The 26392-nt window shown below is 61.8% G+C and carries 22 protein-coding genes; 12 read left to right on the top strand and 10 right to left on the bottom strand.

Annotation, left to right across the window (positions count from 1 at the left end; all coding sequences use genetic code 11):
- Positions 1-23: 23 nt before the first annotated feature.
- Complete coding sequence (locus tag HDIA_RS09900) at positions 24-416, top strand: DUF6095 family protein (RefSeq protein ID WP_157775473.1); 393 nt, start codon at positions 24-26, stop codon at positions 414-416.
- Positions 417-425: 9 nt separating this feature from the next.
- Here HDIA_RS09900 and HDIA_RS09895 read toward each other — a convergent pair.
- From HDIA_RS09895 to HDIA_RS25290, 7 genes are all read right to left on the bottom strand, one after another.
- A protein-coding gene (locus tag HDIA_RS09895) for an IS5 family transposase (RefSeq protein ID WP_099555767.1) occupies positions 426-1189 on the bottom strand; the annotation gives its coding sequence in 2 pieces (ribosomal slippage) (positions 426-871 and positions 871-1189; 765 coding nt in all).
- 317 nt (positions 1190-1506) lie between these two features.
- On the bottom strand, positions 1507-2172 hold the full coding sequence (locus HDIA_RS09890; RefSeq protein ID WP_157775471.1) for a hypothetical protein: 666 nt from the start codon (positions 2170-2172) through the stop codon (positions 1507-1509).
- 2 nt (positions 2173-2174) lie between these two features.
- A complete protein-coding gene (locus tag HDIA_RS09885) occupies positions 2175-3533 on the bottom strand; it encodes a helix-turn-helix domain-containing protein (protein ID WP_099556015.1) in 1359 nt (452 codons plus the stop codon).
- Positions 3530-3799: a hypothetical protein gene (locus HDIA_RS09880; protein WP_099556014.1), complete on the bottom strand. Its 270-nt coding sequence runs from the start codon at positions 3797-3799 to the stop codon at positions 3530-3532. The genes HDIA_RS09885 and HDIA_RS09880 overlap by 4 nt, the downstream gene beginning before the upstream one ends.
- Positions 3799-4077, bottom strand: coding sequence for a hypothetical protein (locus tag HDIA_RS09875; protein ID WP_099556013.1), 279 nt, complete (start codon positions 4075-4077; stop codon positions 3799-3801). The genes HDIA_RS09880 and HDIA_RS09875 overlap by 1 nt, the downstream gene beginning before the upstream one ends.
- Positions 4074-4553: a phage regulatory CII family protein gene (locus HDIA_RS09870; RefSeq protein ID WP_099556012.1), complete on the bottom strand. Its 480-nt coding sequence runs from the start codon at positions 4551-4553 to the stop codon at positions 4074-4076. Before HDIA_RS09870 ends, HDIA_RS09875 begins: the two co-directional genes overlap by 4 nt.
- Positions 4550-5344, bottom strand: coding sequence for a hypothetical protein (locus HDIA_RS25290; protein ID WP_157775469.1), 795 nt, complete (start codon positions 5342-5344; stop codon positions 4550-4552). The genes HDIA_RS09870 and HDIA_RS25290 overlap by 4 nt, the downstream gene beginning before the upstream one ends.
- A 257-nt stretch (positions 5345-5601) precedes the next feature.
- On the opposite strand from HDIA_RS25290, the gene HDIA_RS09860 reads away from it, so the two are divergent.
- From HDIA_RS09860 to HDIA_RS09845, 3 genes are all read left to right on the top strand, one after another.
- Positions 5602-5886 (top strand): hypothetical protein, encoded by a 285-nt coding sequence (locus HDIA_RS09860; protein WP_099556010.1) that lies wholly within the window; start codon positions 5602-5604, stop codon positions 5884-5886.
- Between the two features lie 40 nt (positions 5887-5926).
- Positions 5927-6301 carry a hypothetical protein gene (locus HDIA_RS09855; protein WP_099556009.1) on the top strand — a complete coding sequence of 125 codons (375 nt, stop codon included), beginning with the start codon at positions 5927-5929 and terminating at the stop codon, positions 6299-6301.
- Between the two features lie 596 nt (positions 6302-6897).
- A complete protein-coding gene (locus tag HDIA_RS09845) occupies positions 6898-7554 on the top strand; it encodes an XRE family transcriptional regulator (protein ID WP_099556008.1) in 657 nt (218 codons plus the stop codon).
- A 34-nt stretch (positions 7555-7588) separates the two neighbouring features.
- Here HDIA_RS09845 and HDIA_RS09840 read toward each other — a convergent pair whose 3' ends face one another.
- Together HDIA_RS09840 and HDIA_RS09835 are read right to left on the bottom strand one after the other, a co-directional pair.
- The gene (locus tag HDIA_RS09840) at positions 7589-8008 is read right to left on the bottom strand and encodes a hypothetical protein (protein ID WP_099556007.1); all 420 of its coding nucleotides are present in this window, start codon (positions 8006-8008) and stop codon (positions 7589-7591) included.
- Positions 8008-8448 (bottom strand): hypothetical protein, encoded by a 441-nt coding sequence (locus HDIA_RS09835; RefSeq protein ID WP_157775467.1) that lies wholly within the window; start codon positions 8446-8448, stop codon positions 8008-8010. Before HDIA_RS09835 ends, HDIA_RS09840 begins: the two co-directional genes overlap by 1 nt.
- Before the next feature lie 199 nt (positions 8449-8647).
- Between HDIA_RS09835 and HDIA_RS09830 the strand changes: the two genes are divergently transcribed.
- The 5 genes from HDIA_RS09830 (at position 8648) to HDIA_RS09800 (ending at position 11815) form a co-directional block, all read left to right on the top strand.
- Positions 8648-8851: a hypothetical protein gene (locus HDIA_RS09830; protein ID WP_099556005.1), complete on the top strand. Its 204-nt coding sequence runs from the start codon at positions 8648-8650 to the stop codon at positions 8849-8851.
- 469 nt (positions 8852-9320) lie between these two features.
- Positions 9321-9590, top strand: coding sequence for a DUF2312 domain-containing protein (locus HDIA_RS09820; RefSeq protein ID WP_099558813.1), 270 nt, complete (start codon positions 9321-9323; stop codon positions 9588-9590).
- Positions 9587-10051, top strand: coding sequence for a hypothetical protein (locus HDIA_RS09815; protein WP_099556003.1), 465 nt, complete (start codon positions 9587-9589; stop codon positions 10049-10051). The genes HDIA_RS09820 and HDIA_RS09815 overlap by 4 nt, the downstream gene beginning before the upstream one ends.
- Entirely contained in the window at positions 10036-10437 is a 402-nt protein-coding gene (locus HDIA_RS09810) for a thermonuclease family protein (protein ID WP_245884225.1), read from the top strand. The genes HDIA_RS09815 and HDIA_RS09810 overlap by 16 nt, the downstream gene beginning before the upstream one ends.
- Before the next feature lie 226 nt (positions 10438-10663).
- Positions 10664-11815 carry a tyrosine-type recombinase/integrase gene (locus HDIA_RS09800; RefSeq protein ID WP_099556001.1) on the top strand — a complete coding sequence of 384 codons (1152 nt, stop codon included), beginning with the start codon at positions 10664-10666 and terminating at the stop codon, positions 11813-11815.
- Between the two features lie 199 nt (positions 11816-12014).
- Here HDIA_RS09800 and HDIA_RS09795 read toward each other — a convergent pair whose 3' ends face one another.
- Entirely contained in the window at positions 12015-18629 is a 6615-nt protein-coding gene (locus HDIA_RS09795) for a hypothetical protein (protein ID WP_197708121.1), read from the bottom strand.
- Positions 18630-19921: 1292 nt separating this feature from the next.
- Here HDIA_RS09795 and HDIA_RS09785 point away from each other — a divergent pair.
- The 3 genes from HDIA_RS09785 (at position 19922) to HDIA_RS09775 (ending at position 26298) form a co-directional block, all read left to right on the top strand.
- Positions 19922-21934 (top strand): type I secretion system permease/ATPase, encoded by a 2013-nt coding sequence (locus HDIA_RS09785; RefSeq protein WP_099555999.1) that lies wholly within the window; start codon positions 19922-19924, stop codon positions 21932-21934.
- A complete protein-coding gene (locus HDIA_RS09780) occupies positions 21918-23279 on the top strand; it encodes an HlyD family type I secretion periplasmic adaptor subunit (RefSeq protein WP_099555998.1) in 1362 nt (453 codons plus the stop codon). The genes HDIA_RS09785 and HDIA_RS09780 overlap by 17 nt, the downstream gene beginning before the upstream one ends.
- Positions 23280-23370: 91 nt before the next feature.
- Positions 23371-26298: a calcium-binding protein gene (locus HDIA_RS09775; protein ID WP_099555997.1), complete on the top strand. Its 2928-nt coding sequence runs from the start codon at positions 23371-23373 to the stop codon at positions 26296-26298.
- Positions 26299-26392 lie beyond the last annotated feature (94 nt).

Raw genomic sequence — 26392 nt, 5'->3', positions numbered from 1 at the left:
TCGAAAATTCAGACGTTCGGCCGGTGCTTCTCGCCAAAATCTGGTTTCAATTCGATCGTAAATATTGCAGGAATTACCCTCAATTTTTCGGCAAAGAGAAAGGCGGAACGATGAGCCTCTTAGGGCTACTTGCTTTCTGGCTGTTTATTTTGTTTGCCGCTGCCCTTCAATGGACAGCCTTCCATGACGGCATGGAGCTCTGGTTTGGCTTGAGCATTTCGATGGCCACGGTCGCGTTCGCCATTTTCTACCTGTTCGGATTAAGTATTTTCGCCGCTCCAGTGGTGTTTTACGGGGCCTATGTTGCTTGGGGATGGCCTTGGTACCAAGCAGTACTGCTTGCTGCGCCCGCTGTTGTCATCACGTCGATCTTATTACGTTTTCGCGGCATCAAAGGCGTATTTTCCCGCGTCTAGGCTCAGGACTCATTGAATCCACCAAGTGACGATGGCTGCGATTGTAATTGCTGCCATGAAGACGTCAGCGCGGCGGTCGTAACGGGTAGCAATGCGCCGCCAGTCTTTCAGGCGCCCGAACATGTTCTCGATCTTATGGCGTTGTTTGTATTGGGTTTTGCAGAATTCGGCAGGTGCCTTTCGGCCCTTGCGCGGCGGTATGCAGGACGCGATGCCTTTGGCTTGGAGCGCGGCGCGATACTCGTCGGAATCGTATCCCTTGTCGGCAATCATTGTCGCACTGCCGCCCTCAGGCAGGACCGGATAGAGGATCTTGGCCCCGACGTGATCAGAAACCTGTCCCGCCGTCAGGCACATCGCGAGCGGTCGGCCTTCGCCATCGCACACAGCATGCAGTTTGGTGTTCAGTCCACCCTTTGTGCGGCCAATGTGGCGGGGAAGAAGCCCCCTTTTAAAAGGCTTGACGCTGTCCGGTGAGCCTTCAGATGCGTCGCGTCGATCATCAGCGTGTCCGGAGCGCCGCCACTCGCTGCCAAGTGACTGAAAATCCTATCGAACACGCCCAATTCGGTCCAGCGGCGAAAGCGGTTGTAGAGCGTCTTGTGAGGGCCATACCCCTTTGGGGCATCTTTCCATTGGAGGCCATGCTTCAGCACATAGATGATGCCCGACACAATCCGGCGATCATCCACACGAGGCACCCCGTGCGACTTCGGAAAGAATGGCTCGATCTTCGACATCTGGGAAGGCGAGAGCAGAAACAAATCAGGCATGGCAAACTCCTTTGCCACCCTGAATCACATATCACGCATCAATGCAAATTAATGGGTCCTGAGCCTAGGATGGCAGATTCAGACGCGGCAGTGGCGGATTCGCGGGAGCCAATTTTTCACGGCCGCGCCCGGCAGGCACAGCTCGTCTCCAAGCGCATCTCATCGCGGCGGTCAGCCCATGCCCGCTTCAGCTTCCGCACCTCCGAAATGTAAAAAGCCCCGCAGGGGGACTGCGGAGCTTTTCGAATTCTAGACACCCAAAACAGGCATCATGAATTTCGGAAAACTAGTCACAGCACCTCAGCCGCGTCAACCCATCAGCGATGCAAAATGATGGCTTCCCGTTCCTCGCGCGGTCTCTGAGGCGGCTTTCGGGCCTCGGACCTTGTTTTCGGCCCCTCGCAACCATCCGTTTTCCACAGCTGCGCCAGCCGTCGCAGCGCCTCGCGACAGATCGGCCAATAGGCCTCGGCCGGCATGCGGTCGCGGAAGACCAGGTCGTCCAGCTTCGCCGACACCCACGGCCCGGTCACGTTGCGCACCGGCAGGCCAAGGTCCCGCACCGCGTCGATTGCGAGCTCGGCCATCGCCTCGTCGTAGTGGCGCAGTACCCGCTCGCGCCGTTCTTCGTCGCTTTCCGGCGTCTCGGCCTCCATCCGCACCTCGCCGTCCCAGGTCGTCGGCAGCACGGGGGACGCCAGCAGCCCGAGGAAGTCGTTCTTGACGCGGCGATAGCGCTCAGCCGCCAGATACTCGCCCTCGCCGATCACGCCGCCGAGCATCAGGCAACCGATCAGCGTCCCGGCCCGCTGGTCGGCACGAAGATGCTCCGGCAGCCAGTTCCGGTGATGCTGGCTGAGTGCGACGGACCGCGTCCGCCGCTCCTCCTCGGCTGCCATCCTGCGCAGGTCCACCTCGCTCGGTCCCCGCACCTTGCCGCACGGAAACCGTTCCACCATTTTTCGTTTTCGCCCGCGCGCCATCCTCATCTCCTCAACGTCTTCCGCAGCTGGTCCGCCAGTTCTCGCCGCCGCTCCGGCGAAGGCCCTAAGGCCTCGATCGGCGGAGGATGCTCGGCGGGCAAATAGACGACCGGCACGCGGCTCGGATTCGGCAGCAATCGGCAGTGATGGGCGAAATAGGCCCTCCAGGCCTGCCAGCCTTCGCCGCCGATCTTCACCGCAACGAGCGCGTCAACCGCAGCCTCGGTCGGCGCCTTGGTCGCGAGAACGGTCCAGCCCCGTCCGGCCCGCGCCTCGAAGAGCATATTCTGCGCCGTTGCCTCGTCGCCATCGCCGAAGCTCTGGCGCCAGAATTCCGCCGACCAATCCTTGGAAAACGGCGCAAGGACGACGGTGTCGAATCCCGTAGCTCGTCGTTGGTCGGCCAGCAGCGTCCAGCGCATTTCGGCGAGATAGGTCGCCGACGAGACGATGTGTTTCCGGCCGATCCGCTTGAGGTAGGCGAGATAGTCCTGTGCCCGCTCAGTCGCATCGCGGCGCTTTGCGGGTGTCAATCCATCCCAAGCCCTGCGGGCCTTACCGCGGTCGTCGGCGGCGGCTGTCGGCCAGTTGGCGAAGAACGCGTCGAAGGCCTCGTCGGCTTCGTTGTTGCCCGCCTCGGCTGCGGTCCTCTCCGCCGAGGCTCGGGTCAACCCCGCCGAGGTTCGGTTGCCGGGTCGATGCGGCAATCCGTTTGCGCCTCCCTCCGGCGAGGTTCTGCTCCCGGGTCGATGCGGCAACCCGCCTGCGGTTCCCTCCGGCGAGGCTCGGTCGCCTGGTCGTCGCGGCAACCCGCCTGCGGTCCCCTCCGGCGGGTTTGCCGTGTCAGGCGATCTCGGCAGGGGCTCGCCCGCGCGCTCTCTCTCAATTTCGTTTTTAAGGGGTACGTTCTTATAGGGTGCCGATCCAGGACCGGCAGGGGGTGCCGACTCTGGGCCGGCAGGGGTGCCGGTATATCGGCAGGGGTGCCGATCTGTCGGCAGGGGGGTCTCGGCGCCTTCCGGACCACCTGTTTCGGGCTCGTCGTCGGCCGGGCCCGGCACCATCGAAAGGTCCGGCGCGGCGTCGAAGAGGATGCGGTAGTCGTGGGCGCAGTCGCGCCCGTCCATCGTCTCGTTGACGCGCCGCTCCACGACGCCGATCCGCATCAGCCGGTCCAGCGAGGCCTGCACGGTGGAGCGCGCGCAGGAAAGCTCCTCGGCGAGCTTTACCTGGCTGCGCGTGCACCAGCCATATCGGTCGATGTGGCGGCCGAGGACGCAGAGCACTTGCAGGTCGCGCCCTTTCAGCCGTGCGTCGGTCACGATCCATGCCGGGATGATGGAAAAGCGCATCGTGCTCACGCCCCACCCTCCCCGCGCAGTTCGGCCGCGCGCTCGCGCTCGAAGGCCTGTTTCCGTTCGATGAAGTCGCGGAAGTCGTCGGCATAGCGGCGCACGAAGCGCAAAGACGAGAGCCCCGCCTCGTAGCAGTCCTGCCGCCAGTCGGCCGTCTCCTGCCGCAGCTGTCCGCGCGCCACCTGTGCGGCGAGGAAGTTCGTCTGCCGCTCGATCAGTTGCGTCATCTCGGCGATCTGGTCGTCGATGGTGGGCTTCTGGCGAGACTTCATCACTCACCCTCACCCGAGGTAACCGCAGGAGAGGACGACCGGGCATCGCCGACCGCGGGGCCAAAGCGCACCATGGCGTTGTTGAGCGTGCGCACGAGTTGGCGCCGCCGCGCCTCGCTCTCGCAAAGCAGCGCTTGCAGCACGGCCTTTTCGGCCTGCAGCACCGCAATCTCGTTATCGGTCGTGTCGGCGCTCGCCAGGGCCCGGCGGGCCCGGTTCAGCCGCCTTGCGCAGGCATCGACATCGAGCGGCGGATCGAAGGAGAGGATGTTGCTCACCGTCCCGCCTCCGCTGCTGCCAGCGCCCGGGCCCGGATGTGGCCGAGTGTGCGCATGAGGGGATCGAGGTCGGCGAGGATCTGCGCCGCTTCTTTCGGTGAGATCGCCGCGCCCGCTTCACCCCTCGGCGAGACAGCGCGCACCAGGTCGGCCATGGCCTTGCCGAACTCTTCCGCCGCTTCGGCCGAAAGGTCGGCCACTTCCTCGGCGGCGTCCGGCGCCGGCAAAGGCAGGAACAGGCCCCCTGCCCGCATGGCGAGATATTCAGCGCAGGCGGTGGACGGGCCGAGCTCGGACAGCAGTGCGATCTGGTGGAAGCTCGCCGCGCCCGGCGCGTCCGGGTCGCTCCAGCCATAGACGGTCGAGGGGCGCCGGCCGACCACGTCCGCCGCGCGCTCCACGCCGCCGCATTGGGCCAGCAGCGCTGCGATCGCAGCGTGAGCGCTTCCGGCCGCCCGGGGCTTCACCGGCGTCATGCGAGCGCCTCCGCGGTCCCGCTTTGCGGCAACCAGGTGGGCGTCATCCATTCAAGTCGGCTGGCACAACCCGAAGCAATGCTCTCAGGCTGATTTTCTGAATTGACGACTCCGTAATACCACTTAATCGGGAACCAAGAATATTTCCAATTTGAAACGTGATAGACAGAAGCGATCAATGTTTTCACGAAGCAGTGTTCATTTTCGTAAAATTTGCAGGCTCCAGCACTTTTTATGGGTTTTCCGGCTCGTCGGCACTTTTCTTTACTGAGAATCTTCTTAGAAATAGAAGACCAACGCGGCCAAAAACGTTGGTCCGAGATTGAATTTTGCACGACAGGCTTTGATACGGGCCGGCCAGCATCGCCCCAAGGGCGGAGAATGACCCGTCTGAAGTATTTCAGCGAGGGGCTGTTGCATTGAACATGAATGGGAATGCGAGCAGAACGACCGAAGGACCTGCCCTGCTGTTTTGGGGCAGCGAACAGAAATCCGTCAACGTTATCTTGACCTTGACGGAACTGCCCGACGGACGCCTTCACGGCCACGGAACAATTGGCTGTCTGTGGCCGCAGGATTTGCAGGCGGCATTCGAGGCGGGTGAGCAGGAACTGATCCTTCCCGACGGTGCGCGCTATCCCATCGTCATGGATGAAGTCGAGCGGCACTCGGCCAAGTTCCGATGCCTCTTTTCCGGCATGGAACTGTTTTGAGAATAGAGCGGCTGAAAGGCCTTCGTGCGCAGAACTGGCGCCAACGCTGCCGGCGGCCCTTGGCCTCACGGGCGTCATAAACCGGCCTCCCCGTTCTGATTGCCGCGCGGCCGCACAAGGTCCATCGTGTCCCTGACGCCAGCGAGGATGTCCCAACGAAAACAGGGGGTATTTCTGACCGAGTGAATTCGGCTTCCACCATCAGGGGTCGTGCGAAGGACTGCCGCCAGACACGATCCGGCAAACTGCCAAGAGCGTATAAGCAGAAAATGATACAGGCTGGGGGCCACTTGGCAGAGGGTGTCTCTCGAGGGCAAAAGCCGGGACCGGGAGATATGACGGAATACTTGAGGACGCTCTCCGGCGTCGGCCGGCTGGAATGGAACGCCGACGAGGAGATCGCGAATTACACACTGATGATTCGCGAGCTCGCCCCGGGTTGCATCGATGGGCATGGCACGCTGACGGACATACCCTCGGGTCGACTTGGCTCCGCCTGCAAGGCGAATAGTCAAGAGCTCGTGGACGATCGCGGTCAGCGATGGCCGATTGTGATCACATTGGTGGCAGCGAGAGAGGCTGACTTCATCCTCAACCTCGCATCCCAAACGATGATGTGATTCCATTTGAGCATCGCCGCGGGAGAACTCGTCTAACAGCTTGCGACTGCACAACTTCTGGCGGATCATGCCTGCGGGGCCGATTTTGTCGAAGGAGTGTGCGGTGGCAGTCTCTACTCTCGAACTCAGCGTCCTGAAGGCCCTCGACGCTTTGCCAGCGTCGAGAATTATCTTTGATTTCCGGGATCGAATAGCGAGGCTGGAAGCCCGGATCGCCGAACTGGAAGAAGCAGCCAGACATCTCGTCAAGCCAGGATGGATGGATTGCCCGGACTGCCGCGCAAGACTGCGGGTCCTAAGAGACATCCGCCATCCGGATTTCAACGACAACGGGGTGAGACAACAGGATTTGTGCTGCGATTTCTGCGGCCTGCAGTTCACCCGTGATTTCACGATCGGCGTGGGTTTCGGATAGGACGGCTGGCAGATCAGGTGGACAATCGAAACATCAACCGACAAGGTTACGCGCGCGGCTCCAACGGCAGCGCGCTTCCTCACGGGTATCATAAGCCAGCCTCCGCGTTCTGATTGCGCGTAGACCATGCTCGCATCATCGTCGTCACAAAGCGCCGACGACGGAAAGGCAACCAGTTTGAGTCTGGAAACAAAGTGCAGCCGAGCGGCGCACAGCGCATCACAAGACCGTTCATGTGGTGGCCTCTGTCTCGGACGCTAATGATGGAACAAGAGCTAGATCAGAATCTCCAATCCGTCCGGAACGCCGGAGCCAGTCGAGACGAATGGCATTCATTTCCTCCGCGCCGATAGCTCCGCCGGTCATCAAGCGGATTTTCTCGATCAGGTCAGCGTCGGCGCGGTTTTCGCCCGTCTCGTAGCGTTGGAATGTCCTCGGATTGGAGAGCCCTAGGACATCAGTACACCAAGCGAGCGTGCGACCGCTCTGTTCGCGCCATTTCTTCAGCATGAACGCAATATAGCGTTATTCGCTAAATTCCTGTCAAGCGAAATTAGCGATTTGCGCTATCAACCTATTTGGCGAATTTCGCTAAAATGAATATTATGCCCACCGAACTGCCGACCAAATATATCCGCGAGCACCGCGAGAAAGCTGGCCTGACGCAAGAGCAGGTCGCAGATAAACTTGGCCTGCATCTGACGAACTATAACAAGCTCGAAAAAGGGAAGACGGCGATCAAGCTTGACCGCCTGATGGCGCTCGCAGAGATCCTAAAATGCCAGCCTGCCGACCTTCTTGCGCCGCCGAGCAACATGATTCGCGTTCGCGCGCAAGGTTACCTTCAGGCCGGTATTTGGACTCAGGCATTCGAGATGCCGAACGAAGATCAATTTGACGTTTTTATTGCCGATCGGCCCGAGTTGCGTGGACTGGCCCTTTATGCCGGCGTCATCCGGGGCGAATCAATGAATCAAGTCTATCCGCCTGGCACTGTCGTCGTACTTGCGCCCCGTCAAGATGGTCCCAGCGATCTGATCGCAGGCCGCCGCTATCACATCGAATATCAGCGCGCCGATGGTTCATGCGAGAACACGATCAAATCCGTCAGGGTGCGGGCCGACGGTTCGGTTTGGCTCGTGCCGGAATCAAACGATCCCGCATTCCAAGCACCAATTCCAGCACTGCCGAACCAAGATGAGCAAATCCATTTTCGCGGACGGGTTGTCGCTGCGATCATCAATGAAGAATAGCCGGACCAAACCGACGGACGGACTGGTCGGCCAGCTACCTGCTCTCGCCTAAATGCTGTTGCTTTAGCCGCTCCTCGATGGCGCGGCGATGCGCCTCCTGTTCTGGCGTCAGGTCGGCTGGCTTCTCGCCTGTTGTCAGAAGATTTTTTGGCAGCGGTTGGCTAGAACATGCCAGCCACAGTTCGCGCGACCAAGATCGGCGAATTTCATTCTGGTTGGCATCCGCCGCAGCTGCGATCGGCAGCCCGAACGGACCGAGCAGCAGGCCAGAGGCAAGGCCGATCGCCATGCGCCCTCCAACCTTGTCGTCATAGTCCAGCGCCTTCTGCCGCATCTGGCGACATTCTTCAGTGTCGAACTTCGGATCGATGCGGTCCAGCTTTTCAGCCACTATCTGCGGTTTCGGCGCACAGGCACCAAGGGCAAGAAGCCCGATGAGGATCACGGCCCGCATCAGCTTTTCTTCACATAAGGTTCGGCGCCCTTGCCCCAGATAAAGTCAGCCTTGGTACCATCCTGCATTTCCACAGTGCCGAACCCATCCAACCCCTTTGGCTCACGAGTGGCGGTCACAATACCGACCTGACCGTTGTCGCAGGTCACTGGCGTTCGGATCGTCTGGGCGAGGTCGGAAGGATCATAGGTCCCTTTGCAATGTGTCTGCGTGCCCTTCAGCACGCCGGACACCTGAAACTTGCCTTCAGCCATGTTGACCGTCGTCGTCCCGGTAAGGATGTCGCCATTGTCGGCGATCACCGCCACAGGTTTCGTAATCGAGCAGCCGCCAAGAAGCACTGCCAAAACTGGCAGCACCGTCAAAATTCGCCGCATCGCTCCCCCCCATTTCCCAGCGATTAATATCCGCCGTTCAGGATCATCTTGCAGTCGCGCCATGATTGCAACCATCCCGACCGATGCGATCGATGCTAGACGACACCGATACCAGCTAGTTAGCGAAATATGCTCAGTATGATTCGTCAGTCAGACGGAGGGTCATTTCCATATTTAGCAATTTTCGCTAATTCGATCTTGACTTGAAATTAGCGTTTTGCGCTATATTGCTTCATCGACAACATAGACGATGGAGCTCCCTATGTTTTTCACGCCCCGCATTTCCACCGCCAATCCGGTCGCGCGCCAGATGGCCGCCGTGATGGCCGACCGCATGCCCCTCACGGGCTGCGTCCGCGATGCGGATTTCATCGCCGCCGGCATCGAGAGGAAGGACATCGACGTCCACTTCTCGGCCGCCTCCCGCCTTTACCGCCAGCAGCGCCGCCGCCGCGCCGCACACTGAGCCTGCCCGCCTCGTGCGGGGGAGACCCTCAGCACGAGCGGGCCTATGAAACTCCATTCCGCGCCGCCCCCGTCCTGACCACGGCGCGATGAGGCCGGACGGTGCCCCTCCCTCGCCGTCCGGCCGCTCTTCCCTTTTCCGACCGAGGAGCCGCCATGTCTTCCGGCACAATCCTGTTCTGGGTCTTCGCCTATGGCGCCACAGCGCCCATTGCCGGCGTTCTGATCGGCCGTCTGCTGGTGCGACGGCGGCGCGATACAACGCCCGCCAAACCAAAGCCGATGCTTCGGAAAGAATTGCGGAGCCCTGCCAGCGCGGCGAGGGCCCGGCACGGCCGGCCCGTCGTCACGGTCAAACCCATCTGGCAGTCGCGAGACGCCGGATGATTTCCACTCGCCGCCGAGCCCACACCTCCTGGCCGGCGACCTTTACCGCGCTGGAACGCGCCCTTTTCAATCAGGACCGAACCATGACCAATTCCGGTGAAACGGGCGGCGTTGCCGCCGGACAGCTGAAGGCCTTCGTCGAGCGCATCGAGCGCCTGGAGGAGGAAAAGAAGGCGATCGCCGACGACATCAAGGACGTCTACGCCGAGGCCAAGGGCAACGGCTTCGACACCAAGGTGCTGAAACAGGTGATCGCCCTGCGCAAGAAGGACACCGCCGAGCGCGAGGAAGAGGAAACGATCCTCGACCTCTACCTTGCCGCCCTCGGCATGATCGGAGGGAGCGAAGGATGACCTGCCAGCCACCTCCCCGCATCGAGCCGGACATCTGGGGCTATGGCGCCGCCGCCCTTTCCGGTCTGCATATCTTCGCCGGCATCAGCCGCAAGACCGGCCGCACCGCGCATCTCGTCGAAATGGCAGAAAGCGGCGATGTCATTGTCTGCGCGTCGCAGACGCTTGCCCGCCATGTCGAGCACCGGCTGCGTCAGGCGGGCAAGACCGGCGTTGGCGCGATCGGTCGACCGCCCGAGCAGATCGAGACACTTTTGGGCGAAGAGCCGCGCGGCCGTTTGCTCTTCCACCATGATTTTGTGCGCGAATTCATCGAGGACCGGATTCGCCGCGCCTCGGCCGAGCTCGGCACGGTCGCGAGCTGCTGCTCGCGTAGCGCCCGCCAGCCGGAGGTGACCAATGCCGCAGTAAGCGCCGGCCTGATGCTGGAAGACTGGAGAGAAAAATGGCCCGCTGTCTGATCGCCGCCGCCCTGCTCGTCGCCCTTGTGCCGGCAGCCGGCGCCGAGAGCCTGCCAATCTGCGGCGCGGGCAAGCGCGTCTCCTGCGTGGTCGATGGCGACACCCTCTGGTTCCACCGCGAGAAGATCCGCCTTCTCGGCGTCGACGCGCCGGAGGTGAGCGATCCGAAATGCGCCAATGAGCGCCGCGCCGGTGACGAGGCGACACGAGCGCTGCAAGCGCTGCTCGCCCGCGGGCCGATCCAGCTCGAGCGCCACGGCAAGGACCGCTATGGCCGCACCCTTGCCCGCGTCTATGCCGGCGGAATGGACGTTGAGCAGGCGCTGCTGACCGGCGGCTATGCCCGCGTCTGGCCCGACGGGCCGAAGACCTGGTGCGATCAATGATGGCCGCAAGCGCCCCGCCCGCGCTTCTTGCCGCCTTCTCCGACAAGGCGCTTCTGCCGCCCAAGGAGGCCGCTCCGGTGCTGGGCCTTTGCGAAAAGACCTTGCTCGAACTCGCGAGGAATGGCGGAATTCGCTACCGCATCGTCGGTGCCGGCCGGGCTCGCCCGCGCAAGCTGTTCGGGCTCGATGATTGCCTGGAATTCCTGGAGAGGCAAAGGAGGATGTCGTGTCCGTCTACCGGATCAGAACCAAGGACGGCACAGCCTCGCCGATCTACTACTACGACTTCCAATGTGGTGGACGTCGATTTTCAGGGCCAACGCCCTACGCGAACAAGCGCGACGCGGAACGCTTCGAAGCGGAAAGGCGCAAGCAAGCCCGGGCCCTGATCGCGCAGGAGAAGGCCCGCAAGGCTCTCCCCATGACGCTGCACGATGCCTGCGTCCGCTATTGGGACGAAGTCGGCCGGCACCGGGCGAGCGCCGATGACATCTGGACCGCGCTTGGCCACATCGAACGGCTGCTCGGCAAGGACAAGCTCATCGAAATGATCGGCATTTCGGATGTCGCCGACGCCGTCGCCCGGCGTCGGGCCGAAAAGGCACGCGGTCGCGACAAGGAGATCTCGGCCGCCACGGTCAACCGCACCTTCACCGAGCCCCTGCGCCGCGTGCTCCAGCGGGCGCGTGTCGTCTGGGAAAAGGACGTGCGAGAGATCGCCTGGAAGGAGGTCATCCTTCCGGAAAAGTTCGAGCGCGTCCGCGAGGCAAGCCATGCCGAGGAAGCCCGGATCCTGAAAATGATCCGGGAGGACTATCGCCCCGTCATTGAGTTCGCGATCGTGACCGGCTGCCGCCTGCAGGAGATTGTCACGCTGACCTGGTCCCGCGTTCAATGGCCATCGGAGGTCATCGAAATTCGCGGCAAGGGCCGGCCGGGCAAGCCGGACAAGGTGCGCCATATCCCGATCACATCAGCCGTGCGCGCGATCCTCTGGCCGCTGCGGCACCATCACGGCGAAGCCGTCTTCACATACGTCGCGACCCGGCCGGACCAAGACGCCGGCATTGCCCGCGGCGACCGCGTGCCCATGACCTACAACGGCCTCAAGACCCGCTGGCGGCGGGACGTGCGCGGCAAGATCGACGACTTCCATTTCCACGACCTGCGCCACACCGCCTTCACCCGCCTGGTGCGCGAGACCGGCAACATCGTGACCGTCCGCAAACTCGCCGGCCACACCGACATTTCAACGACGGCCAAATACGCTCATGCGGCACTGGATGATGTGCGCAACGCGATGCAAAGGGTGGAGGAATCTGGAGGAAAGTTGGCGAAACGGGGCAAACAATCTAGGTCAGGCAGTAAGCGCAATTAACCCGCCATTGGCTGCATCAACGGGCGCCTGGGAGAATAATTGACGGCAGGAGTGGGGCCGGAAACTGACGGGCCGCTCTCGACATTTCGACTTGCCAAAGCGGACGTACGTTCGACCACGTTCTCGATGCTAAACTTATCGGGTAACCGGCACGCCATCGCAATGATCGCAGCCGCCCTGACAATATCGCTCCGTCTTATTACGGATCTGCGTCGCCTTTCTCCAATTGCTCCAAGAAGCCACGGTAGAGCTCGGGATCGATCGGGAGATGAGCTTCACGCGCAAGCCAGTCGTCGGGAAGACCGGCGATGGCCCGAAACCGCGGGTGAAAATCGCGTCTCCGGTCGGCATCAAGCTCCTCAATTGCGCGTCTGGCGTGCTTCGACAGGCGATGTGGCATCCAAACTTCGCCGCGCCGGTTGATGATCGCGAGGAGCCATCGATGTGTGAACGCGCTGGTGTCGCCGGCTTTGCCGCTCGTTTTGCCTCGGTGATATTTTTGGAGCTTCAACGCGACAACGAGACGCTGATCCGTCGCCGTAAGGAACGACGTCAGCGCCGAGTGACTGACGAATATTCGAGAGCCGGCTTCGCTCCACGCTTGCTCGCCGCGGCCGCCCTCCGCGCCCCAAGCCTCCGCGTAGAATGCCTTGGCGTTTTCGATCCACCATTCTCGGACGACCGGATCGCCCGGGGTTGCGCTCAACACCCGAATGGTGGCGTCTGTAGGGAACGGCCTGTCGAGCGCGGAGGTGCAGCCATAGGGATCGTGACGATCCAGTTGCCGCTGCGTGTTGGGAGTTTCCGCCACCCACGCTTTGACGCTGTGACCTTCATGTCCAAAATGGCGAGCAATCTCGTCTTCGTCGTCCGGTAGCCAACGGAAGAACGGCTCGTCGGAGAGGAGGGTCATCACCGTCGAGCGGGCATCGCTCGCGCTCGCCGCGACGGAGCGTAGGGTCAGCGTCGTATCCCGGTCGATCGACCAGCGACCCGCGGCCGGAATCCAGTCAGAAGCAATTTTGTCATCCCGAATGCCCAGCATCGGGGCAAGCAGGCGGATGTCCTCGCCGACCGGGCGTCGAGCAGCGCCACTGTCCGGCATCGGGATGTCCGCGTCCTTGGGAAGATCGAGCGGAAACGGATCGGTGAGGTCAGCGAGCCACAAGCCGTCATCGCGCGACAGGCGATATTCGTCGAGAAAAGCGCCCCAGGCATCCCCGCTCCAATCCTCGCCAACGACGGGACGGTCGGCCAGGAGCTCACCTGCGGCGAGCATGAGCGCATGCCAGCCGAGATAGCCGCCGTAGAGATCGCGATCGGGGACATAACCCGATGACCAGGTTTGATCGTATCCGTTGCTGCGCGGGCATTCGTGCATCGCCTTCACGGAAGGATCCCAACGCCGCACCCAGCGCCCAATGCGGTCTTCGATCTCCCAGCCCGGACATCCGAAAACGTGGCACAGGCGTTCGACCTGATACTTGTTGAAGTCGTAATCCAAGTGGAAGGGATTGTCGGGGCGGGGCGAGGTGTCCGGGCGCGAGACATAGCGAAACTCGGTATAATCGGCTCGGGGAGCCTGTGGATGTGGCGAGACGTTCGTGGATGCGATCGCGCCCAGCACAATCGCCTCTTCCGCAGGTTCCAGCGCCGGCGCAATCGCGCCGAGAGCATCCTGTGCAAACGAGCGCATGACGACATGAGGGAAGTCGACCGAGCCAGCTATCCGTTCGAGAAAATCTCTGTGGTGCACCAAGGATGCAGGAGAATCCTTGGCGATCCGAGCGAGAGCGATCAGTAACCAAAGCCGTGAATGCATGGCGAAGAAGGGCAATTTCGCGTCGGTGAAGGGCGAGCCCGTTCCGGCATCAAAGCGTTCAATCAGCTTGCCGATGAAATCGAAACGCCCAGTTTCAGCCACTCGCCGCACGGCATGCGCGGCGCGCCATCGCATTGCCGCGACGGGATGACCGAGCCGTGCCCACAAAAGGCCCGCGATCAGATCCACCTCATCGTTCGGCACCGCGAGAGCCGAGCTCCACGGGCCATCGCCAACCTCGTTCGGCAACTTCTCGGCGCTTGTCGCGAGAAATCGCTCGAGACCTTCGACGATCGCCTCGTCTTTGACATCCGCAGCCAGCCGGGCCGCCAGCGCCAGCCATGCATTGCCACCCAGGTTTCCGGCGTCGCTGCGCAGCCCCGCCACGACGTGCTCGACCAGAGCGACCCGGTCAGCTAGGAAATACCGCTCGAGCCCCCGCCATCCGCCCCAGGCGTCCGTTCTGGAGCTAGCGAGTTCTGTCGCATGCTTCGAAGCCAACCGCAGTCCGAGCTCCGGTAGCGCATCACGCATGGCTGCGGATGATGCACTCCAGACCTCCAAGTGGCCGTCGAGCGCGCTTATCTTGTCGGCCAGCGACGCGGCCGTGGCTTCAACGACGGCGCGAACAAACCCGAGGCGCTCAGCTGGGGTTGCCGCACTCTGTGCAAGGTCGAGTAAAGTGCGCACCGGCCATCGACGCCCGGCTTGATCGACTTCCTCGCGGAGTATCAGGCGGTCAATCTCATCCGGGTCATTCAGATCGACCGGGAAGGGTTGTGGCTCTGATTCCGCCGGAGCGGGGATTGCGGCAGAGCGAAGATCGTCTCGCGGGCCGCGCCGAGACAGAAGTCTCTCGATCCGAATCCGGGCTGCCGAGGTCTCGGGCAGATGCTCGGTGGCGAGGCGAGCGAGGCCTTCGATCGTATCGCGCGCCGGCGACAATTGGTCTTCTCGATCGATCTCGACCAGAAGGAGGTTGAAGAACCATTCGTGCCGCTCCGGAGGAAGCTGCTTGACCGCCTCTGTCGCGAAATCCGAGATATGCCAGGTCCAAGCCTCTCCCGGCGGGGCCAGCCCAAAAAGCGCCGCTGCCGTTTCGGCCGAAAGTTTCGATTGCCGCACCAGGACGGTGAGCGCGGGACCGAGCGAGAGTCTCAGGCGCGCAACGTCACGATCGTCCAGACGGTTGATCATCGCCAACGTTGCCCGCCCGGCAATGGGCACCATCGTGTTCGCATATTCGATCCACGGAAAACGACCGTCTTCGCCCTGGTTCAGTTCGAGGATGCGAGCGAGCGTGTGCGATGCCTCCGGCGACAGCTCGGCACCTTTGTAGTGCGCGGTAAGTTCCAACAGATGGTTCGTCCGGTCGAAATCGTCGGATCCGATAGCTTCCGCAAGATCGAGGGCCCGGCGAAAGTATGCTGCGGCCTCCTCGGTGCTTACCCGCCATACGGCGCGGGCAAGGCCGCCGTAGGCCGTAACCCGGGAGCCGACGTCGGTGTCGAGTTGGATCTTTTTCTCGACATGAGAGGCTAGGACGAGCGCTGCCTCGTGACATTGAGGTAGGCGGGACAGCCGTGCGACGAAGTCGGTGAGTTCCGGTGTGTACAGTCCGGGCGCGGTTGCCAGCCAATCGACCATCTGTTTCGCGAGGGCAGCGTCGAATGCTCCCAGCGCGTCGGCCAGATAGAAGACCGCCCGAAAACCGGTCCTGGCGAGATAGGCTTTGCCATCGCGATACGGATAATTCGATGCCTTCTCGACGCTGGCGATGACACGATTAACCGCTAGGGAGAGCATCTCGGAACGCGTCGTTCGAAGCGGCGGGCGAATGATATTTGCCAGGTCCTGCGCACATGGCAGCAACGGCATGATCCGGCCGCTGAGCGCGCGTGAATAGTCGAACCGCTTCTCGCCATTCAGGCTGTCGCGACGCCGCCTCGGCCGCCGACCAGGTCCGTATTTCGGTTCCGCCAGCTTTCGATCCAGCGCGCGAGCAAACGCCGCCGGTCCGCGCGTCCGCAAACTTCTGGGCACCAACTCGACCAACTCGGCCGGGGCGATGTCGAGCAGCGTGGCGGGCCGACCTCGCAGAGCGGATCGCACGCCTGCGGCAAGCACCGCTACATCAACGGTCCGGTCGATCGGGAAGTAGCTCGAATAGTCATGGATCGATTGAACTTTGAGCCCGGCGCCGGCGAGGAGCACCGAGGCTTCATGATCGAGCCCGACATCGGCGGCGCGGGCCGACGCAAGAACGCTTGCCATCGCCAGGCTGGCGCCATCTCCGGTGGGAGCTGGAGCAGAAGCCATCGCGGCGACCAGCTTCTTATCACGGGTGGCGTCGCGGTCTCCGAATTGGAGCGCGGCGGCAAAGAGGGCGCGGGATGGGAGCGTACACCGCGCCAGGTGGGCGAAGACACGGGAGGTGGGCGGATGACTAGAGAGGTAATGACGTTCCAGCAGGTCGAACAAGTCGCTGAACTTTGCGTAGGCCGCTCCGTCGCCGCGACGAGCGAAAAACTCAGCGACCCGGACGTCGTTGCCCACCAGCATCTCGACATAGGCAAAGCCGATGTCATCCCACTCTCGCGACGCATTCGTGTTGCTGAACCGCGTGGTATGTCGCGAGTGCACGGCCCAATTGTGCCAGTCGATAGATCGACGGGCATGCCGGCGGGCTTCATCGCGATCGCCGGCGAACGCGCTCGCCAACGCCAGCGCCGCGTGCTTCCCTCCCGGCCAGCCGACATAAGTTGCCGCAAGTCTGCGCAAAGCCTCCGGATCGCCGGACACCGCAGCAAGATCGGGATGCTCGTAGAGAAAGCGGTCCGATCGTTCATGGCCGGCCGCGACCAGCGAGGCCTCGAGCAGCAGGCGGAACAGATCGTCTCGGCGCTCAAGGTCTCCCGCCAGCGTAATCGCTGCTGTGATGCGGGCCAGTCGAATGTCGCGGACACTGACTTGGGAGGCGCCGGTAGGAACACGCAGATCAAAAGCCAGTTCGATGAGCTGATCTGCATCGCGAAACGATGTCAGCAATGCCGGCAACGCCCTCGCTGCGTAGTTCGAAGAAACCTGGCGCTCTTGCAGGGCCGCGATGACACGGTCTCGGCCAGCTTGGTCGCTACCGTATGTCGTTCGGATCAAGGTTTCGGTCGGCTCGTCGCGGAACATCAGGCCGTGCGGCGTTCGTTCGAGCAGCGGCGCCAAGTCAGCAGCGAAGCTTTCCACCTGCTCGGCGATCAAACCGTGCGCCGCAGCCAGCTCCTCGATCGGCACGGGCGGCGCAAGCAAGGCTATCCCGGTAAGCAAGAGATCGATGTCAGCATCGCTCGCACCCCGAGCGCGGGCCGTTTCTCGGGCGTCGTCCAGTCGCTTTCGCAAGAGGGCGTCCAAGAGATCACTAGGTTCGGTCGGAGAATCCGGGAATGAAATCGGGTCGAAAGGCCGACCCGCCGCGATGAGGTTATCCAGACAGCGGGGATTGCGGCCCGACCGCGTCAGCAGCGCAGCGATTTCAGCTTGAGAGCAATCCGGCGCTCGGCTCGCGATTAGGGTGCGGGCTTCGGAATCCGTAAACAGCGGTATCGGAAATTTCCGATGAGAGCTGCCGCCCGTTGCGAGAGCAAGCCGCTCAGTCCGGCAAGAAGCAACGATCCGGACGCCATCGATCGGGCTTGTGCTGATGCTGCGCAGAAGCAGGTGGGCAAATGATTGAGTGGCAGTCTCCTGTGCAGCGAGCCCGGCATGATCGACGGCGTCCAGTACCAAGGATACATGGGCGTCCTGGCGCGTGTTGCGCGCGGAAGCGACTGATTGTGCAAGGCGTCGGCGGAATGCCTTCAGGAGCGCCGTGACGTCGGCAATGGGCAGAAGGATGTCGCAGAGGCCTTCTCCCGCCAGCAAATTAGCCAGGTGAACCAAGGTTCGGTCGGGGAGATGGCGGTTGTCCGAGGGATCTCGCCACCGGCCGGCACCGAAACCGTCGAACAGGACGACTGGCCCATCAACCTTGAGCTGCTCGGCCAAGCCCTGCATCAACACCGTCTTGCCCATTCCCCCTGCCGCATGGACGACAAGCGGAAAGCCAGGTTGGCGCGCGAGCTGCAACAAGTCGGCCATGACCGCCCGCTGGACCACTTCCCCAACATCGGGAAAGGCGTCGGGCGTCGGATACAGCCTCTCCTCGTCCTCGACCTCGAGTTCGGCCAAGACGGCAATCCGATCGACTCGCTTGTCCGCCTCGCTGCCCGGACCGGCTTTGATCCTGATCAGATTCCGCAGCTTGAGCAGTCGCTTTTCCGCATCTGGATCGCCGGGCTCGCCCCAGGCTGCAAGGGTCGCGGAAATCCCGCGTTCGGCGTCGACCAGACTACCCTTGCTGCCAACCAGCTCCAGTCGTTGAAGCAATTCGGCTTGCGAATGCGGGTAATCGCGCAGGGCTTCCGCGATCTGGCTCGCTTGACGGGCCACGTCGTGCTCAGGTTCCGAACCGGTAACCAGGGCCGATATAGCCTTGCCAAGGTTGGCGTGGATGGGCCGGTTGGTCGCGAACTCGTACCTGACCACTTCCACGACATGGCGGTCACCATAGGCAACTCGCAGCTCAGCGTCCGAAGCCGCAAATTTTCTCAGCGTGGAAGCGAGGTCGGACGCCCTCACCGCCTTATCGGCACTCGCGATCGAATATTTGAACTGAACGACGGTGACACGATGCGACTGGGCGACATCGGTACCGCCGTGATAACGGACGAGATCGGCAATCTCGACCGCACCTGCTCCTAGTTCTTGCTCGTCCTCCTCATCGAATCCTTCGAGGGTGATGCTGATAAGGTCCGTCGAAGGTGGAAGAAGTTCGAGAGCCGTGCGCGCAGCCCACGCCTCATGGTAAGCGTGTCCAGCCTTCGACGCTCGAACCTTGTCAAGCGCTAACGGCGTAACCGCGCCATCTTCGCGGTCATCTGCAATCGGCTGATCTGCCAATCGAGTAGTCCCGACCTAAATGCATCCTTCCAAGCTATACCGCTAGCATGGACTTCGCGAGGGGACGAATTTCACTATCCCCCGGATAGCGAGCACCCCATCACGGTGTTCGCAGACTGCGAAGAGTGTAAATCTCGGCGATGCAGTGTTTCCCGCGCTCCAAGCGGAAGCTCGTCCGCTTTTGGGCGGCTGAGGCGCGGTCTCGAATGGCCGATTTGGGGCGCAAAGCCGACTATTGCCCGAGTGACCTACAGACGGAGACCTTGCTTTATACGCCGCATCGGCAAGTTCTGGACGTTGCCAAGGCACTGCAGGACAATCAGGAGCCCAAAAGCCCCAAAGAAATCACCAAAAGCATTCAGAGAAAATGACGCAATAGTCTGAATTGAATGTGGAATTTTTGATCAGACTAACTGCTCCCAAAGCAGGTGCGCTACCAGACTGCGCTATGCCCCGATATTCCGAAACATCCCTGATCACGGGCGTTTTCTAGCCAGTTCGGCTGATGAGGGCAAGCACCGTTTGACGGCCACTTCAGAACAATTCGGAACCAGGTGACTTGCCCGGAAGCGGAAAGTCCCCAAAAGGTCCCAAAGACCGTTGCCATGATGTTCACTTGCTATCGAGCCACGACAGCGGCCGGACGCTCGCCACATCTTGTGTAGGATCTCATGAAGCATCGATCGAGGTCCTGAATTCCTCCGGCTTCGCCGGCCGCGAACCAGACGGGCACTTCATTGCCAACGTCGGCGTCGTCCACGGAAGAGCCGGGGTCAGGTCTTGCGTTTCAGAGCGCCTGACCCAGCCAACGGCGCCAGTGCGGGTTCGGGCAAGACACCGCTCCCTGCCCGCTTCCGCGCCGCCGACGATTGGCGCGCGATGGTCAGGGAAGACGCGCGTCATCGGCTCCATCTTTCCAATTCTCTCGATACCCCTTCGCCGAGACGGTCATACCCCTATTGCCCGGTAGGCAGACACAGAATGCGCATTCGTTCTTTTTCGCCCCCGCCCCCTGGCGACGGATACCACCGTTGCTGGTTGCGTCGGAAAGCCCCCCGAAACGGCGCCCGCAGCCAACGCGTCCAGGCGCAAAGCCGCTGCGCCCGTCTAAAATTGCGCGTTGACAACGACCAAAAATAAAGGCTTCCTCTAAGAGAAATAAGCTTTCAGTCTAGAGTTCTTCTTGAATTTTTCTCTATTTCAAATTATCGCCTTATTTATTGGTCAAAAATGTGAAATCAAATCAAATAACGGTATAAGTTCAGATTCAATCCAGTATTCGTGGGTCAGCAATGTTTCGTTTCACTAGAACCGACGAACTTGATGATCACATCGACCGCAACCGTAGCGGCAATATCCACGATAGACCCACAACAACCGAAGAACGGTCGGTCCCGAACCATCGCCAAGATGGGGCGGACGATGCCCGGTCGTTCCTTGTCTTCTTGCGACGCGTGCCCCCGTTCGCCCGTCAATGCATGGGCTGGTTCCGCCCATCGCGCCCAGCCTCGCACGATAGCGGCACGGCCCCGAGCGCGGAAGAACAAGGGATCTCGGCCACTGGCCAAGGTCTTTTTCGCGCGCATCTGACTTGGCTCCTCGTCTTTTCGATTGCGGCCAATCTGCTGGCGCTCGCCATGCCGATCCATCTGGCGCAAATCTACGACAAGGTCCTGCCATCGAAGAGCATGGAGACGCTCTTCTATCTCACGATCGTCATCCTGTTCGCCCTTGCCTTGTTCGGTCTCCTCGAGAGCCTGAAGGCGCGGATCGCACAGCGGCTGAGTGCAAAATACGAGCTTGCCGTTGCGCCTGTTCTCGCGGCGGGCGCCTTTCAGCGCAGACAGACCGCCTCCGCCGACCCCATCGGCGCCCTCAAGGATGTGGCGACCGTTCGCCAGACGCTGTCGAGCCGCAGTTTCATCGGTCTTTTCGATCTGCCGTTCGCCCCGGCGTTCCTGTTGATCCTCTTTGTGGTCCACCCGCTGCTTGCCTGGATCGCCCTTGGAGGCGGCTTGCTCCTCGTCGCCTCAGCCGTCGGCAACGAATGGAAGACACGCAAACGCCAGGATGAGGCGACGCGCCTTCAGGCGGAAGCCTCCAGATCGATTTCGGAGGCGTTGCACCGAGCCGACGACGTTCACGCGATGGGCATGTCGGAGGCGGTTCTCGGGCGCTGGAACTCGAGGGCCCTGCAAGGTGCAGGGGGCGTCGATGCGGTCGCGGCGCTCAATGCCAGTTTCTTCGGTCTCGTTCGCTTCCTGAGACAGGCGCTTCAGATCATCATTCTCGGCGCAGGCGCCTATCTGGTGCTGGTGGATCACCTGTCGGCGGGCCTGATCTTTGCGGCAAGTATCGTCTCGGGCAAAGCGCTGCTGCCCATCGAGAATGTCATCGGCGGCTGGCGCCAGCTTGCCACGGCGCGATCGGCGTATCGCCGTGTGGAGAAGGAACTTGCAACGCGCGCTGCGCCGGATCGCCGGACAATGCGCCTGAAGGCCCCCAAAGGCGTTGTCGATGTTGCGGGAATTGGCCTTGCCGCCGGCGGCGACATCACGCGGAAACCCGTTCTTGCCGGCATTTCCTTTTCGGCCCAGCCCGGCCAGATCCTCGTGATCGTTGGGCCGAGCGGCGCCGGCAAATCGACCCTGCTTCGGATCCTTTCCGGTTCCCTCAGCGCCACGGCCGGCCATGTGCGCGTGGACGGTTTCGATCTCGTCCAGTGGAACCGCGAACAGCTCGGTCGCCACACGGGCTACGTCGGGCAGGATATCGCCTTCTTCGACGGCACAATCGCCGAAAACATCGCGCGGTTCGTCCCCGATGCGACCGACGAGGAGATCATCGAGGCCGCCGAACTTGCCGGCGCCCATGAGTTCGTCGGCACGCTTGCCGACGGCTACAACACGGTCATTGGCCAGAGCGGCATCCGCCTCTCCGGAGGGCAACGGCAGAGGATCGCGCTCGCCCGGGCCTTTTTCCGCGATCCGGAGATGCTCCTGCTGGACGAACCGGACGCCCATCTCGACAGCCAGGGTGAAGCGGCCCTCAGAACAGCACTCGCTGCCGCCCGGGATCGTGGACGCACGATCGTCGTCGTGACGCAGAGAACGCCTCTCCTGGAGATCTGCGATCAGGTTCTCCTGCTCAGGGATGGCCGAGTGGCTGCCTTCGGCCCGGCCCGCGACGTCCTGAAGCCGAAGGTCGTGCAGCCGGCGCCTGGCCAGATTCCCGCCCACGCCGTCAAACACGCCGCGCCAGCTCTCGGCGAGCCGGGAGCGCCCCCTCATGTCCAGGCACGGTGACGCCATGGCCCGGTCCCATCACCCTCATTCCTTACCCGCCAGCGACCTGATGCGCGTCACGCAGGTGCGCGGACTTGCCATCGCGGGAATGCTCGGCATCGTCGCATTCTTCGGCTTGTTCGGTTCCTGGGCCGTGACCGCTCCCCTGATGGGAGCGGTGATCGCCGCGGGCTCCGTCGTCAAGGACGGCAATACGCTTCAAATCGCGCACGAGATCGGCGGCGTCGTCTCCCGGATCAACGTTCGCGAGGGTGACAAGGTCAACGCGGGCGACGTCCTGGTTGTCATGGACGATACCGAACTCAGGGCTGCGCGTGACGGCCTCAAGTTCCAGCTTGCCGGCCGGCAACTGATCGAGGCAAGGCTCAATGCCGAGCGCGCCGGTGCGGACCGCTTCGATCCGGTGAGCGTCGGACGCCTGAAGGACAATCTTTCGTCTCTTGGCGAACAGGTGCTCACGCGCCTCATCGACGATCAGAAGCGACGGTTCGATGCACGGCGCGAGCGCCGCATGAACGAAAACGCCGTTCTTCGCGCCCAACTGATGCGACTGGGCGAGGAAAAGGCCGGAAACGACGCGGAGATCGCGGCGGTCCAGGGACAACTGGCAAACCTGGAAGAAGAGACTGCGATCCGCCGCGGCCTCGTCAAGAAGAAGCTCGTTCGGGCGTCCGACCTTCGCGCCCTTGAACGGGGTCAGGCGCAAGTCGAACGCCAGCTTGCGGAATTGCGGACGCGTCAACTCACGCTGCCGCACGAAATTGACGAGGCGAAGAACCGGCTGCAGAACCTCGATCGCCGTTTCATGGACGACCTGACAGAGGAACAGTCGCAGACCCGGCTTGAGATTGACAGCCTGCAGAAGAAGCTGGAGACCGCCGAAAGCCAGATGCAACGGGTCGAACTGAAAGCGCCCAGCGCCGGAACGGTCGCAAAACTCCATGTCAACACGATCGGAAGCGCCGTCCAGCCCTTCTCCCCGCTCGTCGAAATCGTTCCCGAGGACGAGCCGGCGGTCGCCGAGTTGCGCGTCGACCCGCGGGATATCGACAACGTCCGGCTGGGCCAGGACGCCGAACTCGTCTTCAGCGCCTACAGCAGCCGCGCCGTTCCGCCGGTTGCCGGCTCGGTGATCTTTGTCTCGCCGGACCGGGTCGTCCAGCAGCAGGACGGCCTTTCCTACTACACCGTGCGGGTGCGGATCGCGGACGACGCAGACCAGACAGTGCCCGAGATTCTGCCCGGCATGCCGGTCGAGGCCTATCTCAAGACGCAGGCCCGGACATTTGCCGACATCCTGCTTGAGCCCTTCACGGAAAGTCTACGCCGCTCCTTTCGGGGATGACCGGCGGGGCGACCGGCGAAAGCTGGCTGTCCGGGAAACCAGCAAAGCAGATTGAAACACCCAATCAGCCCTTGGCGGCGGGAGGACCATCATGGTGACGATCATTAGAGGCGACGGCGACGACATCATCACCACCGGCGCCGAGGACGACACCATTCTGGCCGGGAATGGCAACAACGACGTCGATGCGGGTGATGGCGACAACAGCATTGCCACCGGCAACGGCAATGATCACATCGTTGCCCTCTACGGCGACGACATGATCATCGATGCGGGCGGGAACAACTTCATCGACGCCGGCTACGGCAACAATTCGATTTCGACCGGTTATGGCATCGATGTGATCCATACCTATGACGGCGACGACGTCATCCGGTCGCTCGGCGGCAACAACTTCATCTTTGTCGGAAACGGCAACAATTTCGTACAGACGGGCGCGGGAGCCGACTCGATCAACACCGGATCGGGAGACGACCAGATCAGTTCGGGCGCCGGCAACGATACGGTCAACGCCGGCGCCGGAATGAACCACGTCAACCTCGCCGACGGCGACGACACCGTCACCCATCGGCTCTGGGACGACAGTTTCAGCTGGTATGCGGGCGGGCCCGGCCACGACACGTTCCGGCTCCTGCTGACCCACAACGAGGCGCTCGATGCCGGAGTGCAGGCCGAGGTCGCAAGACTGACCACAGCCTTTGCCGACGGCGACAGCGGACTGCTAACCTCGCATCTCTTCAACTTCCAGCTCAACGCCTTCGAGCAGATGGACGTCATCGCGCCGGTGATCGCCGTCGACGACACCGCGACGACGGACGAGGAGACCGCAATCTCCATCGATGTGCTGGCCAACGACTACAATCCGCTAAAGCCGGTCGGCGATCTAAAGATAACCGATTTCAAAGTCATCCTAGGCGTTGGCTTCATTCCGAACAGCGAAGTTGCCGCCGCTTTTTCAATTTCACCGGATGGCAAATCGTTGGACTTCAGTCCATCCGGGTCTTTTGACTTCATCGGCTCCCGTTTCGATGGCCCAACGATCAAGCTCGAATACACCGTTCGTGACGATCTCGGATTTGAGGACCGCAGTATTCTTGCCGTCAAGATCGACGGCGTGAATGATGCACCTATTGCGAATCCAATCGATCTTGGACAGGTCAGCGCCGACCATCAACCAATCTATCTGCACCTAGACGACGGCGTGATTGATCCCGACATCACCGATATCCTAGATTTCGAAAACATCACAGCGACGGATGATCTCGGCAATTCCGTTACAATTCAGAGGAACAGCCTTCAACTCGATCCGAGGCAGTTCTATTCGGAGCTATCTGCTGGCGAAAGCCGCACCGTAACAATCAACTACGATATCGTCGATGGGACGACCAGCGTTCACAACACGGCAACTCTTGTCGTCAACGGTGTTCAGCAGGGATCGGAGTCAGTGCTCCTGTCCGAGATCGCCAGTGGAAATGGCGGCTTCAAGATCATAGGCGAAGAACCTAGAGACGAGGCTGGCAGCACCGTCGCAAACGCCGGAGACATCAATGGTGATGGGTACGCGGACCTTCTGATCACCGCACGTGGACCGTACTACGACGACGCATTTGTGACCAAAGTTTATGTCGTCTTCGGCGGTGACGACCTGTCTCCTGCCGGCGGCACGATCGAACTCGCCGACATCGCGGCCGGGAACGGCGGCTTCGAGATCGTCGGTGGAACAGCGAGCGACCAATACGGCGAGAGCGTTGCCTCGGCTGGCGACGTCAATGGCGATGGCTTTGACGACATGATCATCGGCGCCCCTCGCGCCGACGACGGAGGACAAAATTCGGGTGCAGCCTATGTGGTCTTCGGGGCTGACGGTCTGTCCCCTGCCGGCGGCTCGATCGATCTGGCGGACATTTCCGCTGGCATCGGTGGTTTCAAGATCATCGGCGCGAACATGAACGACGCAGCAGGCCAGAGCGTGGCATCGGCCGGCGACATCAACGGCGACGGCATCGATGACCTCATCATCGGCGCAACGGGCGAATCCTCAGGCGGCGCTGGCGCGGGAGGCGCCTTCGTCGTCTATGGCGCCGATGGCCTGTCGCCCGCCGGCGGCATCATCGACCTCGACAATGTCGCAGCGGGCACCGGCGGCTTCAAGATCATCGGCGAGAATACCTGGGACAATGCAGGAACCAGCGTGGCGTGGGCAGGCGATGTCAACAACGATGGCATTGATGATGTCATTATAGGCGCAACACAAACCGCTCCCGGAGGAGTGGAAAATTCTGGCGCGGCCTATGTCGTCTACGGTCAGCAGGATTTGCAGCCCGCTTCCGGTGTCGTCAATCTGGATGACATCGCCGCAGGCATCGGCGGTTTCAAAATCGATGCCGATATGGACGATTGGGAAATCTACAACAGGAACATTGCCCAGAGCGTTTCAGCAGCCGGCGATATCAACGGCGATGGCTACGGCGATGTCATCGTCGGCGCCCCCACTGCCAATGGCCTGTTAGGAGCCGCTTACGTCGTCTTTGGTGGCGACGCATTTGCCCCGGCAGGCGGACAGGTCCATCTGCAGGACGTCATCTACGGAAACGGGGGTTTCGTGATTCTTGAGAGCTTCGGGGGCTCGGATAGAGCGTCGCTGGGTGGAAGTGTCTCACCCGCCGGCGATGTCAATGGCGACGGCATGGACGATCTCATTGTAGGGGCTCAACTTGAGGGAGGCGGATTCTACCTTCCCTCGCCCGGGGCGGCCTACGTCGTGCTCGGGTCGACCAACGTCCAGACCGACGACGGGCGCATCTATACTGACGATCTGGCAAACGGGATTGGAGGCTTCAAGATCATCGCCGAGGGATCCGGGGACAATCTCGGGCAGAGCGTTTCGGCAGCCGGCGATGTCAACGGCGATGGTTATGACGACCTGATCGTCGGTGCACCCTTCAATAACGAAGGGGGGACCGAGGCCGGTGCCGGCTATATCATCTATGGCCATGCCGACGGCGACGCACTGGTCTGAACGGCAAAGCTCGGCGGTCGGCGAACAGTGCATTGCATCGCGGCCGCCGCGCTTCGGCCAATCCGGACATTGGTCAACCGCCGTGGGGACGGCA

Source organism: Hartmannibacter diazotrophicus (assembly GCF_900231165.1).
Taxonomy (GTDB): Bacteria; Pseudomonadota; Alphaproteobacteria; order Rhizobiales; family Pleomorphomonadaceae; genus Hartmannibacter; species Hartmannibacter diazotrophicus.
The sequence above is the reverse complement of the archived record's forward strand: the minus strand, read 5'-3'. Positions and strand labels throughout refer to the sequence as shown.

What these genes read in the sequence shown, in the direction of transcription:
- HDIA_RS09890 (WP_157775471.1), bottom strand. Translation starts at nt 2,172, where the DNA reads ATGGCGCGCGGGCGAAAACGAAAAATGGTGGAACGGTTTCCGTGCGGC.
- HDIA_RS09880 (WP_099556014.1), bottom strand. Translation starts at nt 3,799, where the DNA reads ATGAAGTCTCGCCAGAAGCCCACCATCGACGACCAGATCGCCGAGATG.
- HDIA_RS09870 (WP_099556012.1), bottom strand. Translation starts at nt 4,553, where the DNA reads ATGACGCCGGTGAAGCCCCGGGCGGCCGGAAGCGCTCACGCTGCGATC.
- HDIA_RS25290 (WP_157775469.1), bottom strand. Translation starts at nt 5,344, where the DNA reads ATGACGCCCGTGAGGCCAAGGGCCGCCGGCAGCGTTGGCGCCAGTTCT.
- HDIA_RS09860 (WP_099556010.1), top strand. Translation starts at nt 5,602, where the DNA reads ATGACGGAATACTTGAGGACGCTCTCCGGCGTCGGCCGGCTGGAATGG.
- HDIA_RS09845 (WP_099556008.1), top strand. Translation starts at nt 6,898, where the DNA reads ATGAATATTATGCCCACCGAACTGCCGACCAAATATATCCGCGAGCAC.
- HDIA_RS09840 (WP_099556007.1), bottom strand. Translation starts at nt 8,008, where the DNA reads ATGCGGGCCGTGATCCTCATCGGGCTTCTTGCCCTTGGTGCCTGTGCG.
- HDIA_RS09835 (WP_157775467.1), bottom strand. Translation starts at nt 8,448, where the DNA reads ATGGCGCGACTGCAAGATGATCCTGAACGGCGGATATTAATCGCTGGG.
- HDIA_RS09830 (WP_099556005.1), top strand. Translation starts at nt 8,648, where the DNA reads ATGTTTTTCACGCCCCGCATTTCCACCGCCAATCCGGTCGCGCGCCAG.
- HDIA_RS09820 (WP_099558813.1), top strand. Translation starts at nt 9,321, where the DNA reads ATGACCAATTCCGGTGAAACGGGCGGCGTTGCCGCCGGACAGCTGAAG.
- HDIA_RS09815 (WP_099556003.1), top strand. Translation starts at nt 9,587, where the DNA reads ATGACCTGCCAGCCACCTCCCCGCATCGAGCCGGACATCTGGGGCTAT.
- HDIA_RS09810 (WP_245884225.1), top strand. Translation starts at nt 10,036, where the DNA reads ATGGCCCGCTGTCTGATCGCCGCCGCCCTGCTCGTCGCCCTTGTGCCG.
- HDIA_RS09785 (WP_099555999.1), top strand. Translation starts at nt 19,922, where the DNA reads ATGTTTCGTTTCACTAGAACCGACGAACTTGATGATCACATCGACCGC.
- HDIA_RS09780 (WP_099555998.1), top strand. Translation starts at nt 21,918, where the DNA reads ATGTCCAGGCACGGTGACGCCATGGCCCGGTCCCATCACCCTCATTCC.
- HDIA_RS09775 (WP_099555997.1), top strand. Translation starts at nt 23,371, where the DNA reads ATGGTGACGATCATTAGAGGCGACGGCGACGACATCATCACCACCGGC.